The organism is Paraburkholderia sp. 40, from assembly GCF_050434105.1.
GTDB classification, from domain to species: domain Bacteria; phylum Pseudomonadota; class Gammaproteobacteria; order Burkholderiales; family Burkholderiaceae; genus Paraburkholderia; species Paraburkholderia tuberum.
The window spans coordinates 1,319,917-1,334,248 of the sequence record NZ_JBNPVY010000002.1; the positions used below are offsets into that span (position 1 = coordinate 1,319,917).

Consider the following 14,332-nt stretch of genomic DNA (forward strand, 5'->3'; position numbering starts at 1 on the left):
TGCGCGGCGTATTGCCGTTCATCGCGCGTCATTTCAGCGGCGCGTCGTTGCCAAATGTCGTTCCCGCCTTCGCGGCACGCGCGCGCTGCAATGCGAGCGCGGCGATAGCGGTGTCCTGCGCGCCGGTTCCGGTCAGATCGCAGATCGTCACGTCGGCGTCGCTCGTGCGGCCCGCGGCCTGTTTCGCGATCACCTGGCCCAATTCGACGATCGCCGCATCGTCACGCATCGTGCCCGCGGCGAGCGCGTGATGCAATTCGCCGAGCACGCGCGTTTGCTGCGCGCGGTCGCACACGTAGCGCGCCGCCGCCAGCGCGGCCGGCGCGATTTCGTTCTTGTGCTCGGCGTCCGAACCCATCGCGGTGATGTGCAGGCCCGGATGCAGATCGGCGGCTTCGATCAGCGGCGTGCGGCTCGGCGTGGTGGTAATCGCGACGTCCGCTTCGGCGAGCGCGTCATGAACGCTGGCCGCGACATCGCATCGCACGCCGGGCGTGTCGTTCACTTCCGCGGAGAAACGCAGCGCGCTCGCCGCGTCGCGCGCCCAGACGCGCACGTGTTCGACGCGGCGCACCAGCATCAAGGCCCGCAGTTGCAGACGCGCCTGCTCGCCCGCGCCGATCACCGCGACCTGCGGCGTGTGCGCTTTCGCGAGCCAGCGCGCCGCGACCGCGCCGGCGGCCGCCGTGCGTATCGCGGTCAGATAGCCGTTGTCGAGCAGCACCGCTTCGGTCAGCCCGGTCTTCGCCGACAACACCAGCATCAGACCATTCAGGCTCGGCAGACCGAGCGACGGGTTGTCGAAGAAGCCTGGACTGACCTTGATCGCGAAGCTGTCGAGGCGCGGCAGCCACGCGGTCTTCACGTCGACTTCGCCGTTATGCGCGGGCAGATCGAGCCGCAGGATCGGCGGCATCGCGACCGCCTCGGTCGCGAGCGCGACAAAGGCGGCTTCGATCTGATCGATGGCCGCGAGATCGAGCGGCACGAGTTTGCGAAGCTCGGCTTCGCCAAGGAGCGTGATCGAGGTCATGATGGGGTGTGTGAGTTCGGTGACGGCGCGGCTTGCGAGGATTCGTTGCCGATGATCCGCCGATGCAGATTCATATCGATGTTCGCGCCCGTCACGACGAGCACGAGCGGCCCGCGCGCGATGCGTTCGGCGGGCAGCGCGCGATCGAGCACCGCGGCAATCCCCACCGCCGCCGCGCCTTCGACGACGAGCCGTTCCTGCCGATACGCATGCGCGATGCCGCGCGCGATCGACGCCTCGTCGAGCAGCACGGTCTCGTCGATCAGATCGCGCGTCAGCGCATACGTATAGCGGTTTTCGAGTCCGATGCCGCCGCCGAGCGAATCGGCGAGCGTGTCGACTTCCTCGACCAGCACCGGCTGTCCGGCGGCGAGACTCGCATGCATCGCGGCGCCGCGCGCCATCGTGACGCCGGTCAAGCCGATCGTGGGATTGGTGCTTTTCGCCGCGAGCGCGATGCCGGCAAACAGCCCGCCGCCCGACAACGGCACCACGATGTTCGCGACATCGGGCAAGGACTCGACGATTTCGAGCCCGATCGTCCCCTGTCCGGCGATCACGCGCGGATCGTCGAATGGCGGCACGTACGCATAGCCTTCTTCGCGCGCGAGCCGCAATGCTTCGTGCTCGGCCTCGTCCTGACTTTGGCCGGTAATGCGCACGTGCGCGCCGAGCGCCCGTACCGCGTCGACCTTGTTGGCGGGCACGAGGCGCGACAGACACACGGTCGCGTCCATACCGAGCGCGCGCGCCGCATGCGCGAGCGCGCGGCCATGATTACCGGTCGATGCGGTCACCACGCGAGTGCAGCCCTGCTCGGCCAACTGCGCCAGCGCATTGGTCGCGCCGCGCAGCTTGAAGCTGCCGGTCGGCTGCACGGTTTCGAGCTTCAGATAAACCGGCGTGCCCGCGTGCGCCGACAGGCTCGGCGATTCGACGAGCGGCGTACGGCATACGCGACCGTCGATACGGCTGCGCGCGCGGTAAATGTCGGCTAACGAAAGATCGGTTGACGATGGAACGGACATGCACCAGGCCCTGCATCAAAGAGGTCGATTCGCTATTCGATGCGGGCACGGCTATCGCCTATAAACACAGTGACTCGCGACCGCATCGCTTTCCATGCAGCCCAGTCTAGTGTTCTAAAAAAGGATTTTTATTGTCCTAGTTCATTTCGGTCAGCGCGTTCCACAATTCGCGCACCGGCGCGATCAGGTGAAATCGTGCACCTGCGGGTACTGCTCGAACACGTCGCGCATCGTTTCGAGCGCGGCTTTATAGGCGTCTTCGCTGACCTCGGCGCCGACGCAAACCCGCACCGCGTTGGGCCGGTCGGCGTCGCGCACGAGAAACGGATCGGGCGACGTGACTGCGATGTCGCGGTTGCGCAGTTCGCGCACCAGCCGATCGGTGCGCCAGTGATCGGGCACCCGCAGCCACGCCGATAGCGCCTGCGGATGCGCGCCCAGGACATATTTACCGAGCGTCTGCTGCAATTGCGACTGACGCCGCCCGAGCCGCTCGCGCTGAATTTCGACGAGCCGCGCGGCCGTGCCGTCGACGATCCAGCGCGTGGCGATCTCGGCCATCGGCGGCGTCGCCATCCAACTGCTCACGCGCAGCACGCTCTCGGCGCGCAGCGCGAGCCGGCGCGGCGTCGTCATATAACCGATGCGCAAGCCGGCCATCACCGACTTCGTAAAACTCGTGCAGTAGAACGAAAGATCCGGAATCAGGCTAGAAATGGGCGTGGAATGTTTGGCCGGCAACGGCCCGTACACGTCGTCCTCGATCACGTATACGCCATAGCGTTCGGCGATTTTCGCAATCGCGCGACGCCGCGAATCGGGCATCAACGCGACGGTCGGATTGTTCAGCGTCGGTGTGCAGACGAGCGCCGAGATGCGCTCGCTGTCGCACATCTCCTCGAAATGCTCGGGGTGAATGCCGTACTCGTCGATCTCGAGGCCCTTGAGCGTGAAGCCGAGCACGTTGGCCGAACCTATCACGCCGTGATCCGTCAGGCTTTCGCACAGCACGGTGTCGCCCGGCCCCACCAGCGAAGCGAGCGCGAGAAAAATGCCGTGGGCGGCCCCGTTCGTGACGAGCAGCGTATCGGCCGAAGCCGGCATGCCGAGCGACGCGAGCCATGCAATACCCGCCTGGCGATGATGCTCGAAACCCGCGATCGGCCGGAACGCGCGAATCCACGGCTGATCGTCGAGCGTCGACAGCGTCGCGCAGACCTTGCGCCACATCGCGTCATGCTCGGACGTGTGAATGATGCGCGCGATCGAAAAGTCGACCACCGAACGCTCGGCCGTATCGAGCATGTAGCTCGACATCGTTTCGGTGACGCGCGCCGCGACGAAGCTGCCGCGCCCGACCTCGCAGCGGATCAGGCCTTGCCGCTCCAGTTCCTTGTACGCGTTGGTCACGGTTTGCACGCTGATCGCGAGTTCGGCGGCGACGTCGCGCTGCGGCGGCAGGCGCGCGCCCGGCGGCAGTGACGTGTTCTCGATGTCGCCGGCAATCGCCTTGACCAGTCGCTTGTATTTCGATTCCACGCCGTGCACCGCGCGCACGGCCTCGCGCCATTGCTCGATCACTGCTGCCCCTCCTTTGTGGCGGGCGCTGGCTCCATATGGAGTCGCGTCGTCTTGCTCGATCTCCATAGTGAGGCCAAAACGGGGCGGAAAAATATTGTCCTAGAGCAATTCGCGGAAAATTCCGCTGATAGGAGTGCTTCGAAGTCATTCCCCGCGTCCCGCGTTGGGCGGACTCGATCCCGCCTGACATACTCACCGTCGAGACAGCGTTCGCAACCCGCCTACTTACATTTCTTGAGCATTTGCAATTCGCGAATATTCGCCAAGCCCCATCTTCGAAGCCAATATGAAACAAAGCCTCACTATCGTTTAGGTATGCGCCAGACGCGAGGTTGCGATGAGAAGGCCAGCGAGTCGTGTCGCACTCGGAATGAAATGCTGCACTCTTTTTCTTGTCGAGTGCCCGCAACGGCATTTTGTTCCGATCGGCGTCGCGCATGGGGCCGTTGCAATGTCTGGTGTTTCGATACATCAGGACGGCACTGCAAGGGTGGTGACATGACCGCGTGGACGCGCCGGGAGATGTTGCACGCAACCGCTCTAGCCGTGGTGGCGGCGGTATCGGCGAAAGTTCATGCTCAGCATGGAAACATGGGGCCGGTCAGACCGCCCGTTCGCCTCACCGATGTTTCGGTAGTCGACCAGACTGGCACGACCCGAACGCTCGAAGCGTTGTTGCGTGAAGGCATCACTGCGGTGCAGACGATTTACACGGGTTGCGGTTCGGTTTGCCCCCTACAGGGAGCGCTATTCAGCGCCGTTCAGGACCGGATGCTGCAAGCCCGCACACGCTATCCCATCCGCTTGCTCTCGATTGGAATCGACCCATTTGGCGATGTACCGTCCGCGTTGCGCGCATGGCTCCTGCGTTTCAATGCCGGTCCGCGATGGAATGCGGTCACGCTGGCGCCAGATGACGTCGACCGAACACGAACTGAGTTGGCGGGGCGCGCATCGCTGCCACGCAATGTCGCCGATCATTCGACCCAGGTCTATTGCTTCGATCACGACGCGTTGTTGCGCTGGCGCAGCGCTGATCTTCCACGAGTCGAAGAAGTTTGTGATGTTCTTGGTGTACTGGGAGTTTGAATACGTTCGAAGTGATTTGCCTGACCAAAGTTGCCGATCACACCGGCCATACATGTAACCCGGAAAAGGGGGCGTCGCGATGAAAGGAAATCTGTTTCCAGCAAGTTATCCAAAGTCGTCAGTAACGGACAAAAAAAGGTTGGCCCTGATAGTCCTCGGGTCGATGTTGATTGCGACGTGCGAGGATGTAGCAGCGCAGACCGCGCCGCCGTCGCAGTGGTCTGCACCGATTTCTTTGCCACTAGTGCCGGTGGCAGCGGCTAATCTGCCGAATGGAAAGGTGCTGGTCTGGTCGGCTGATAGTCCGCTGGATTTTACGGGCGGCGAAGTGAATTTGAACAAGCACGAGAACAACGGGGGCACCTATACCGCGATCTTCGATCCGGTGGCGGAAACGAGCACGCAGGTGTTAGTCAGCAATATCGGCCACGACATGTTTTGTCCTGGAATCGCCAATCTTCCCGACGGTGATATCCTGGTGACGGGTGGATCGAGTAGCGCCAAGGTCAGTGCTTTTAACCCCAACTCAGGACACTGGACATCCCAGAAACCGATGAACATTCCCCGAGCCTATCAAGGCAGCGTGACATTGAGCAATGGTGATGTGTTTGTATTGGGGGCTCATGGAACGGTGGGCTAGGAGGCAAGAGCGGCGAAACGTGGAGTAAGTCGGGCTGGCGAGAGAATACCGTGGTAACTGCCAACTGGGGCGACCCTGACGTAACAGACGATGCGGCAGGAATACATCGTGCGGACAACCATATGTGGTTGTTCGCGGATTCCAACGGCATGGTTTTCCACGCTGGACCGAGTCGAGCCATGCAGTGGATTAGCACCGCAGGCACCGGCAGCATATCGGCGTCGGGAAATCGAGGGGCTGACAATGACGCGATGACCGGCAACGCGGTCATGTATGACGTCCGCAAAATCCTCGCGGTCGGTGGTGCGCCTGACTACGGAAACGACTACGCGACGTCGAACGCGACATTGATAGATATCAGCAGCAGAGCGGCGAACACGCGCACGATAGCCCCAATGAACTATCAGCGCGCGTTTGCCAACAGCGTTGCATTACCGGACGGCGAAGTCGTCGTGGTTGGCGGTCAAACCTATGCCCAACCTTTTTCTGACGACAACGCGGTTCTGACGCCAGAGATCTGGAGCCCCGCGACTGAAAGTTTCACGCCGCTTGCGGCCCAGGCTGTCCCGCGCACTTATCACAGTATCGCGCTGCTTCTGCCGGACGGGCGCGTTTTAAGCGGTGGTGGGGGGCTGTGCGGCGGATGTTCGACCAACCACCCGAACGTCGAGATACTGACGCCACCGTATCTTCTCAATGCGGACGGTTCACCAGCTTCACGCCCCACGATTCTGTCGGCGCCCGCGAACGCAAGTCTCGGCTCATCCATCTCTGTGAGCACCGACAGGGCGATTAGCGCCTTCGCGCTGATGCGTCTATCGTCGGCAACCCATTCGCTCAACAACGAACAGCGACGCGTTCCGTTAAGCTTTAGCGCGAACAGCGCAGACCACTCGAAGAGTGCAGACCAGTATGTGTTGCAAATTCCGGGTGATTCTGGAGTCGCGGTGCCCGGCTATTACATGTTATTCGCTATCGACGCGAATGGGGTACCGAGCGTCTCAACCACTATTCGAATCCACTGATGACACGCGCCTTGAATCGGGCCGCCTTCACACTATGCGTGACGGCGGCCGTATTTTTGGTTGCTGTCACACCCGCGGCAAATGGCGCGGATTCATCGCAATCCATGGAGTTGGGACGTGATATTTTTAGCGGGCAGCACGCGCTGGCGGCGCACTTACGCGATGACGACCGCATGCTGCCTGACAATGCTATCCGGTGTATCAATTGCCATGGTCACGCGGACAACGCAGCGTCTTTTGGTCCCCCGTTGACAAGCCAGTATCTGCTCAGCGATACACGCGGACGCGGCGGGCCGCCGAGCCGTTACGATCTGAGCTCGTTCTGCCGGGCCTTGAATGTCGGCGTTGATCCGACCGGAATCGTCCTGAAAAAGGCGATGCCGCAATACACGTTTAGCGATACAGAATGCGCTGCGGTTTGGAGCTTCGTCACGGCCCCATAGGGCTTCTCCGCTTGACATGTGATCCCCATGAATTGATGAGAGAGAGCCTGTACTCACGTCGCTCGGTCACAGTCCCCTGAGGTGTCCGAGATACCGCTCGCGAAGTCAAATTGGCCCACCAGCCACGAATCTGACAGACATCGTGGGCATTTTGCGGTCCGAAGGGCTTATTGAACTGGATGACGCATACCTCAAATAAATGCGACAGATCTTCAGCGCTTCAGGTCAACGCTCTGAATGACTTCGCGACAAGGACTATATTCCAACTTTGCCTTCCGGCTGATCGCCCGCAATGTGCGTTGACGGATCGTCCCGTCGACTACTTGCATCAGGATAGGTCCAGAGGTGTGTGATGAAATGTCCCATTCGTGCGTGGCTGTTTCAGGCTGTCTGACCGGCATCATTGGGACTATCGCTGGGACCGGTGCGATGGGCTATTCCGGTGACGGCGGTCTCGCCGTTCAGGCCATGCTGTCGAATCCAACGGGGCTCGTGTTTGGGCGTGACGGAGCCCTGAATGTCGCCGATGGTTTCAGGATCCGCAAGATCACCGGGCTCCCCGGTCATCACCGCTGGGATTGCCGGGACAAACGTCGTTACGGTCTTCATGCAGCAGAAGACCCAACGACCGGTCCAGTTGGAGATCACCGAGCCGATTCGTCAGAGCAAACTGACGATTAGAATGACGGGCATCGTTTTGCCCTGTGAAACTCAAACTTCCAGGAGCTTGTCCATGTCCGCACCAAGAATCAGCGTTCTGCTGCCGATCTACAAGGTCGAGGACTATATCGAGCACTGTCTCGGCTCCCTGCTGTCACAATCCTGCACCGATTTCGAAATCATCGCCGTCGACGACAGCAGCCCCGATCGCTCAGGTGAAATCGCCGCCCGCCTTCTCGCACAACAGGATCGCATTCCGTGGAAGTTGATCAGAAACACCGACAATAAAGGGCTCGCTGAAACGCGAAAAATCGCCGCATCAGAAGCGCGGGGCGAGTACGTGCTCTGCGTTGACAGCGACGACCACGTCCATCGCGATCTCATTCGCACCGTGCTGCGCGAAGCCGACCAGCACGACGCCGATGTCGTCATTTTCGCCGCCGAACACGTCAGCCCCGATGGCGCCGTCAACGATCGCATCGACTCCGGCGACTGCATCATCACCGGCGTGGAAGCCGTCCAGAAAATTATGGAACTGAAGCTGCAAGCTTTTTGCTGGAACAAACTCGTGCGCCGTTCGATCTTCGTCGCAGCCGACCATCCGTGTGGTCTCATCTACGAGGACCTTTGCGTGTCGGTGCAGACGCTCGCCACCGCGAAAATCGTGCGGCTCATTCCGGACAGGCTTTACTCATACATGTTCCGCGAATCGGCAATCTCGAGACGCTTCAACCCGCACGTCGTCGATCTTTTTGTCATCATGGACCGTGTTGAAAAACGTACCGCGGCCCTCCCGATTCCCGACTACAAGCGTCTCTTCTTCCGGCTCAAATACGTCTTCGGATACTGCACGATCGCGTTTCAAGCGGCCACCACCGCGCCGAGCTACCAACTCGCGAGCCCGATTCTATACAGCGTTTCGAAGAAACTGCGCGTGAAGCACCTGCTCGGCATATATGCCGACGGGCGGCCGAAGTTGTCCGTCGTCAGGACCATGCTCAAGATCCATCCATGGATCTTCTATTGCTTCGTGAGACGCTTCAATCACCACTGACCCGGCAGAATCGGCCATCTGGCACATAACGCTGAGCGCCTGGGAAGTGCACGAGATCGCGTGACCGAATCGAACGAACCTGTGTTTTTCAAATATGCATACAGAGAGAACTGGAAACTTGCAGTTGATCGGCGCAAACAATGCTATTCGTTTGCTCGTCTCGAAGGCACGGCATTTGCATACGTCAACGCTTTTTCGGACAGAGTTCGCCCGTATTTGGGGCGGGCGCGTAACGAAGGCAGTGCGGAAGGCAGTGCGGCAAGCGCCGGGAACATCGATTGCGCCCACCGTCGTGCTGCGTATTGAGGGCACGAAGCCGCAGCGGGCGCAACAACTGCTGCCGAACTGAGTGATACCGGAGCCACCATGAATTTGAAATCTATTTTAAGTGCTTATTAATGACAGTGTGGTCGCGTCGCGCCAATTGACTGCTGTGGATCGAATTGAGTGCGCCCTGCGCTTGTTCATGGCGGCGACTATGCACGTATGACATATATGATGGACTACTTACGCGCACTCGCTAGGTGGCATGAAAGACATGTCTCCAAGCGGTCCTGCATCGATGTATTGAAAACGGGCTAACTCATGGCGAATCCACTCCGACAGAACATCGTTGCGCTGACAATTCTGCAAGTAGCCAACATGCTGCTGCCGCTTGCAACATTTCCCTACCTGTTGCGCGTTCTGCGCCCGGGACACTTTGGAGCATACGTCTTCGCTCAAGCCATAGTTGGCTATCTCGTGCTGCTGACCGAGTACGGTTTTAACTGGTCATCGACGGCTTACGTCGCACGGGTCCAAAATGATCGGTACGCGGTATCGAAGATCTTTTGGGCAACGCAAGGCGCAAAGGCGCTAATCGCTGTGGTCTGCCTTGCCATCCTGCTGTTAGCGGCATTCTTCGTAGCAAGACTGCGCGAATTGCTGCCGGTTTTGCTGGCCACCTATCCGCTTGTTATTGGAACGGTCCTGTTTCCACAGTGGCTTTTCCAGGGCCTGGAGCGGATGATGTTTACTACGATCTCGATCTTGAGCGCGCGGTTGCTACTGCTTCCGCTAACGCTCTTCCTGGTGCACTCGCCCGCCGACACGTGGATCGCCTCGCTTATCAGTTCGACGAGCATGGTTGCTGCCGGACTCGTCGCATTGATCCTGATCGAAAAAAACCGCATGATTATCGCGATGATGCCGAGCAAGGCGGACATCATCGAGGCGCTTCGTGAAGGCTGGCATACGTTCATTTCCACGGCAGCGATCAGTTTATACACAACGACCAATAGCGTGGTTCTTGGATTTCTTGCCGGAAACGCCGCTGTCGGCTACTTTGGCGTAGCTGACAAGATTCGGAACGTCGCGCAAGCGCCGCTCGGACCACTCTCCAACGCAATATACCCGCGTGTGACTGCACTCTTTTCCGAAGACTCCGCAAAGGCGTTTGCACTGGTGCGCAAGTTGTTTTACTTGCTGGGCTCGACCATGTTACTTGCTTCGGTCGCGCTTTGGGCCGGCGCCGAGTTGATCGTTCGTATCGCGATGGGACCCGGGTACGAACCGGCCGTCGTCGTCCTGAAGTGGATGTCCCTGATGCCGCTGCTCATCGGTCTGAGCAATGTATTCGGTATTCAGGTGATGCTGCCACTCGGCATGAAGAAGAAAGTCAGCGAAATACTGATCGTCTCCGACTTTTCAATCTTGCCCTTCTCTTTCCGCTTGTATCGCTTTACGGCGCTCAGGGCGCGGCAATGTCTGCCCTCGCCACCGAATTTCTTGTCACGACCTCAATGGCTCTCTACCTGATCAAATGCAAAGTTCCTGCTTTCAAGACGAGGATGCACAGAGATGAAATATGACTTCCTTATCGTAGGTGCCGGCTTTGCTGGCGCAGTCTGTGCCGAACGCCTGGCGGCAAGCGGGAAGCGCGTGCTCGTCATAGACAAGCGGAATCATATAGGCGGCAACGCATATGACCGTGAGGATGAGAACGGCGTGCTGATCCATCCGTATGGTCCGCATATCTTCCATACGAACAGCAAGCGAATATTCGAATACCTGTCGGGTTTTACCGATTGGCGTTTCTACGAGCATCGCGTAAAGGCTTGTATAGACGGGGATCTCTATCCAATCCCGATCAATCGCACGACGATCAACACGTTATACGGCCTCGATCTGAACGAGCAGGCCACCGTGGCGTTCCTGGAGTCGGTACGTGAAGCGCGAGAAACCATCTCCACCAGCGAGGACGCCGTGCTCAGCAGCGTTGGCCGCGATCTATGCGACAAGTTTTTCCGTGGCTACACGCGCAAGCAATGGGGACTCGATCTGTCTGAACTGTCTGCGGGTGTCGCTGCGCGAATCCCAACCCGTTCGAACGACGACGACCGGTACTTCACCGATACTTTTCAATTTATGCCGGCGCAAGGCTACACCGCGATGTTCGAAAAGATGCTTGGCAGTCCAGATATCGACGTACGACTGTCGACCGACTATAACGAGGTGAAAGCGAGTATCGAATGCGGCCACCTTGTGTACACAGGACGGATCGACGCGTATTTCGGCTATCGCTTCGGCAAGCTTCCGTACCGCAGCCTGGATTTTCAGCACCAGCATCTGAGCGACGTGGAGCGCTTTCAGACGACAGGTACCGTCAACTATCCGAACGATCACGAATACACGAGGATTACGGAGTTCAAGCACCTCACCGGGCAGCAGCATCCGGGCACCTCGATCGTCAGGGAGTATCCGCGAGCCGAAGGTGAGCCGTACTACCCGATTCCACGCAAGGAAAACGAGGCATTGTTCCTGCGCTACAACGCGCTTGCGGAGACAGTTGCCGATATTACTTTTGTGGGCAGGCTCGCGCAGTATCGCTACTACAACATGGACCAGGTCGTTGGTGCGGCGCTCAAGACTGCAGAAGGACTCATCCAGGGAGCGGGAATAAGGGAGTTCTAGCTGGCACCTGCCTTCGCCTGCGCATCGGGCGCGCCGTAGTAGCTGTTTCATGGTTTCGCGCGATCGGCGTCGGTCAAATGCAATTCTTCGCGGTGACTGTCTTTCCGTGTCCCGTAATCTGCTCTCAACGCATAGGGAGATTGAGAGATGAAAAAGTACCTGGTCGTTCTGAGGTGTGGAGACAGTTCCTTGCATCCGCAATGGTTCAGCGGCGGACAGGCCCCCAACTTTGATTTGATGCTGAGTTACTACGGGAAGAACGAAGATTATTCAGACATCTTTGCCAAAGCCATACATCGATTCAAAGGATCAAAATGGGAAGGTCTTAACGACTTCATGTTGCAAAATGCCCAATTGATTCTGCAATATCGTTACATCTGGCTCCCGGACGACGACATCCTGACGGATGTTCAAACCCTGAACGACTTCTTCGAGTATGTAGAACGAGAGAATTTCGCACTCGCGCAACCGTCTCTCGACGAGAGAAGCTATTTCGGTCACCAAACGACGTTGCAAAACAGCGCGTTTGAATTTCGCGAAACAAATTTCGTGGAGGTGATGATGCCATGTTTCTCGTCGAATGCTTTGCATGCGATAAAACACAGCTTTGGGATGAACCAATCAGGCTGGGGCGTCGATTTCTTGTGGCCCAAGTGGGTCGCTTCTTTTGGAAAGGTTGGCATTATTGATCGTTTTTCCGTGTTCCATACACGCCCGGTCGGTTCGGCTGGGAGCGGCATGGGAGACGATTCAACTACGAGTCCATTGTTTGAATTGAATCAGACGCTCGCGCAATACGGGATGCTGGGCGCTCCGATAAAGGTCATTCGTGGCAAAACAAGCGATGTAGGCAAATCATATGCGAGCGGTCGACTGGGCAATCCAATGTTGTTCATTCATGCGGTAAAGGGCAGCAATCCGGTGCGACGGAAAGATATCGTCAGTTTTATGAGGCTACTGAAAGAGTATCTCCCGTGGCTTCATCATATCAAGCGCACAACGTGGCCAATACATCCGGCTCCGGAAAGGCGCTCAAGCCGTTGAGAATGATAATGCGTGTGATTGATGCGAATACGGTATCGCTACCGCCGGAATAGACCGTTTTCGAAGCAGCACACCTGTCGCGATTATCGATGGAGTCAGCAAAATGTATGATATTTTAAAAATGCCGCTGCGATACGTAAGCAGGTCGCTTAGATATATCATAAGATCCGAAATAAACTCTTCCTGGGCACGCAGAGATCAGGACATTCAAGCCGGGCTTCAAAGAAAAGCTCTTGAAGAAACAATTGATTACGTTGAAAGAAACATGCTTGGAGTAGATTCGGTGACATCGTCGAATGAATTGCTCACCAAAGGGCTATCTTTGGTGAAAAGTGACGGCTTGATTTGAGAATTCGGAGCGTTCAGCGGAAGATCAATCAACTATATCGCGAGTCACGTCAATACCGAAGTCTATGGTTTTGACTCTTTTGAGGGCCTTCCCGAGCGTTGGAGAGATGGATATGGCCAGGACGCGCAAACCGCTTACAACGCCGCACGCAGTGCCTCGTCGACGACGGCAAGTCGAACCGCGATGATCTTGACGAGAAACCGATGAGACCCCCGCGCCCTATAACAACCCCGCAAAATGCACGAGCACAAACACAATCGCCCCGCCCGCGATCAGCACCAACGCATTGATACGCGTCCCCATCACGAGCACGGTCGCAACCGCCGCGGTGAGCCACGCGACCCAGCCACCTTCGAGTTCCTTGATCAGCACATAAACGGCCGCAAGAATCAGCCCGGCAGCCACGGGCCGCAAGCCAGCCTGCAAAGCGTTCAGCCAACGCGCGCCTTCGTGCCGGTTCCACACGTGCACGACGCCGTACATCAGAAACGCGGTCGGCCCGAATAGCGCGACGGTCGCAACGAGCGCGCCGCCGAGGCCACCGACCTGATAGCCGATCAGCGTCGCGAGCAGCGAGCCCGGACCAGGCGCGAGCCGCGCGATCGCGAAGTCGCTGAGGAATTGCGCATGGGTCATCCAGTGATGGACGTCGACGACCTGGCGCTGCACTTCGGCGATGATCCCCTGGCCGCCGCCGACGGTCACGATCGATAGCGGCGCGAAAACGGAAAACAGAGTGATGAGAGTTCGAGACACGACGAAAGCTTTTCCGGAATTTGACTAACGGCGATCCAAGGCGATCAGCGCTGGCGCGCCTCGCGCACGTATTCATAGCCGACGCTCAACGCGCCGGCGATCAGCACGGTCCACACCAGCGACACGCGAAACACCGCGGCGGCCGCGAACGTCGCGAGCAGCACCAGATACGGAAACACGCGGCGCGGCAGCCGGCGTGCGGCGGTGATCGCCATCGACAGCGACAGCCCGATCGCGCCGGCCGCGGCGCCAGCGAGCGCGATATGCGTGAGCGGAAACGATGCGATCGCCGAGAAGAACGCGCCGAGCAGAATGATCACGACGGCCGCCGGAAAGATGATGCCGCAGAATCCCGCAACAGCGCCGCGCCAGCCGAGCAGCCGGCAGCCGATCCAGATCGCCCGATTCTTCACGTTGACACCGGGCAGCGCCTGCGACAACGCAAGGCCGTTGAGAAATTCGTCTTCGCTCATCCAGTGTCGGTCGTGCACGAACTCGCGCATGAACCAGCCGCTCAGTCCGCCGCCGAAACTCGTCAGACCGATGCGGGCGAAGATCAGAAAGAGGCCGAGCGAGGTCACTTCGCGCGGCGGTGGTGAGAGGTGTGGCGCGTCGTCTTCGGATGTCGACACCGGGTCGCTGACGTCTTGCCCGTAAATGCCTTTGGCCAATGCTCGT

The 14,332-nt window shown here is 58.8% G+C and carries 15 protein-coding genes; 10 read left to right on the top strand and 5 right to left on the bottom strand.

Going from position 1 to position 14,332, the window contains the following annotated elements; all coding sequences use genetic code 11:
- Positions 1-28: 28 nt before the first annotated feature.
- From OKW28_RS07355 to OKW28_RS07365, 3 genes are all read right to left on the bottom strand, one after another.
- Positions 29-1,033 (bottom strand): cyclodeaminase, encoded by a 1,005-nt coding sequence (locus OKW28_RS07355; protein WP_429444387.1) that lies wholly within the window; start codon positions 1,031-1,033, stop codon positions 29-31.
- Positions 1,030-2,061 (bottom strand): hydroxyectoine utilization dehydratase EutB, encoded by a 1,032-nt coding sequence (gene eutB / locus OKW28_RS07360; RefSeq protein ID WP_429444389.1) that lies wholly within the window; start codon positions 2,059-2,061, stop codon positions 1,030-1,032. The genes OKW28_RS07355 and eutB overlap by 4 nt, the downstream gene beginning before the upstream one ends.
- A gap of 183 nt (positions 2,062-2,244) precedes the next feature.
- Entirely contained in the window at positions 2,245-3,642 is a 1,398-nt protein-coding gene (locus OKW28_RS07365) for a PLP-dependent aminotransferase family protein (RefSeq protein WP_184070244.1), read from the bottom strand.
- Between the two features lie 498 nt (positions 3,643-4,140).
- On the opposite strand from OKW28_RS07365, the gene OKW28_RS07370 reads away from it, so the two are divergent.
- The 10 genes from OKW28_RS07370 (at position 4,141) to OKW28_RS07415 (ending at position 12,898) form a co-directional block, all read left to right on the top strand.
- Entirely contained in the window at positions 4,141-4,731 is a 591-nt protein-coding gene (locus OKW28_RS07370; protein WP_429444391.1) for an SCO family protein, read from the top strand.
- A 79-nt stretch (positions 4,732-4,810) separates the two neighbouring features.
- Complete coding sequence (locus OKW28_RS07375; protein WP_429444393.1) at positions 4,811-5,371, top strand: hypothetical protein; 561 nt, start codon at positions 4,811-4,813, stop codon at positions 5,369-5,371.
- 179 nt (positions 5,372-5,550) lie between these two features.
- Positions 5,551-6,396: a galactose oxidase-like domain-containing protein gene (locus OKW28_RS07380; protein ID WP_429444395.1), complete on the top strand. Its 846-nt coding sequence runs from the start codon at positions 5,551-5,553 to the stop codon at positions 6,394-6,396.
- Positions 6,396-6,839 (top strand): hypothetical protein, encoded by a 444-nt coding sequence (locus OKW28_RS07385; RefSeq protein ID WP_429444396.1) that lies wholly within the window; start codon positions 6,396-6,398, stop codon positions 6,837-6,839. The genes OKW28_RS07380 and OKW28_RS07385 overlap by 1 nt, the downstream gene beginning before the upstream one ends.
- A 733-nt stretch (positions 6,840-7,572) precedes the next feature.
- Positions 7,573-8,553, top strand: coding sequence for a glycosyltransferase family 2 protein (locus OKW28_RS07390; RefSeq protein ID WP_429446884.1), 981 nt, complete (start codon positions 7,573-7,575; stop codon positions 8,551-8,553).
- Positions 8,554-8,613: 60 nt separating this feature from the next.
- On the top strand, positions 8,614-8,859 hold the full coding sequence (locus OKW28_RS07395; protein ID WP_429444398.1) for a hypothetical protein: 246 nt from the start codon (positions 8,614-8,616) through the stop codon (positions 8,857-8,859).
- A 279-nt stretch (positions 8,860-9,138) separates the two neighbouring features.
- Positions 9,139-10,350 carry a flippase gene (locus tag OKW28_RS07400; RefSeq protein ID WP_429444400.1) on the top strand — a complete coding sequence of 404 codons (1,212 nt, stop codon included), beginning with the start codon at positions 9,139-9,141 and terminating at the stop codon, positions 10,348-10,350.
- Between the two features lie 42 nt (positions 10,351-10,392).
- Positions 10,393-11,505: a UDP-galactopyranose mutase gene (gene glf, locus OKW28_RS07405; protein WP_429444402.1), complete on the top strand. Its 1,113-nt coding sequence runs from the start codon at positions 10,393-10,395 to the stop codon at positions 11,503-11,505.
- Between the two features lie 147 nt (positions 11,506-11,652).
- Positions 11,653-12,549: a DUF707 domain-containing protein gene (locus tag OKW28_RS07410; RefSeq protein WP_429444404.1), complete on the top strand. Its 897-nt coding sequence runs from the start codon at positions 11,653-11,655 to the stop codon at positions 12,547-12,549.
- A gap of 103 nt (positions 12,550-12,652) precedes the next feature.
- Entirely contained in the window at positions 12,653-12,898 is a 246-nt protein-coding gene (locus OKW28_RS07415) for a hypothetical protein (RefSeq protein WP_429444406.1), read from the top strand.
- 219 nt (positions 12,899-13,117) lie between these two features.
- Here OKW28_RS07415 and OKW28_RS07420 read toward each other — a convergent pair whose 3' ends face one another.
- Together OKW28_RS07420 and OKW28_RS07425 are read right to left on the bottom strand one after the other, a co-directional pair.
- Positions 13,118-13,654, bottom strand: a complete 537-nt coding sequence (locus OKW28_RS07420; protein WP_429444408.1) for a chromate transporter — start codon at positions 13,652-13,654, stop codon at positions 13,118-13,120.
- Positions 13,655-13,698: 44 nt separating this feature from the next.
- The gene (locus tag OKW28_RS07425) at positions 13,699-14,325 is read right to left on the bottom strand and encodes a chromate transporter (RefSeq protein WP_429444410.1); all 627 of its coding nucleotides are present in this window, start codon (positions 14,323-14,325) and stop codon (positions 13,699-13,701) included.
- Between the last annotated feature and the right edge of the window lie 7 nt (positions 14,326-14,332).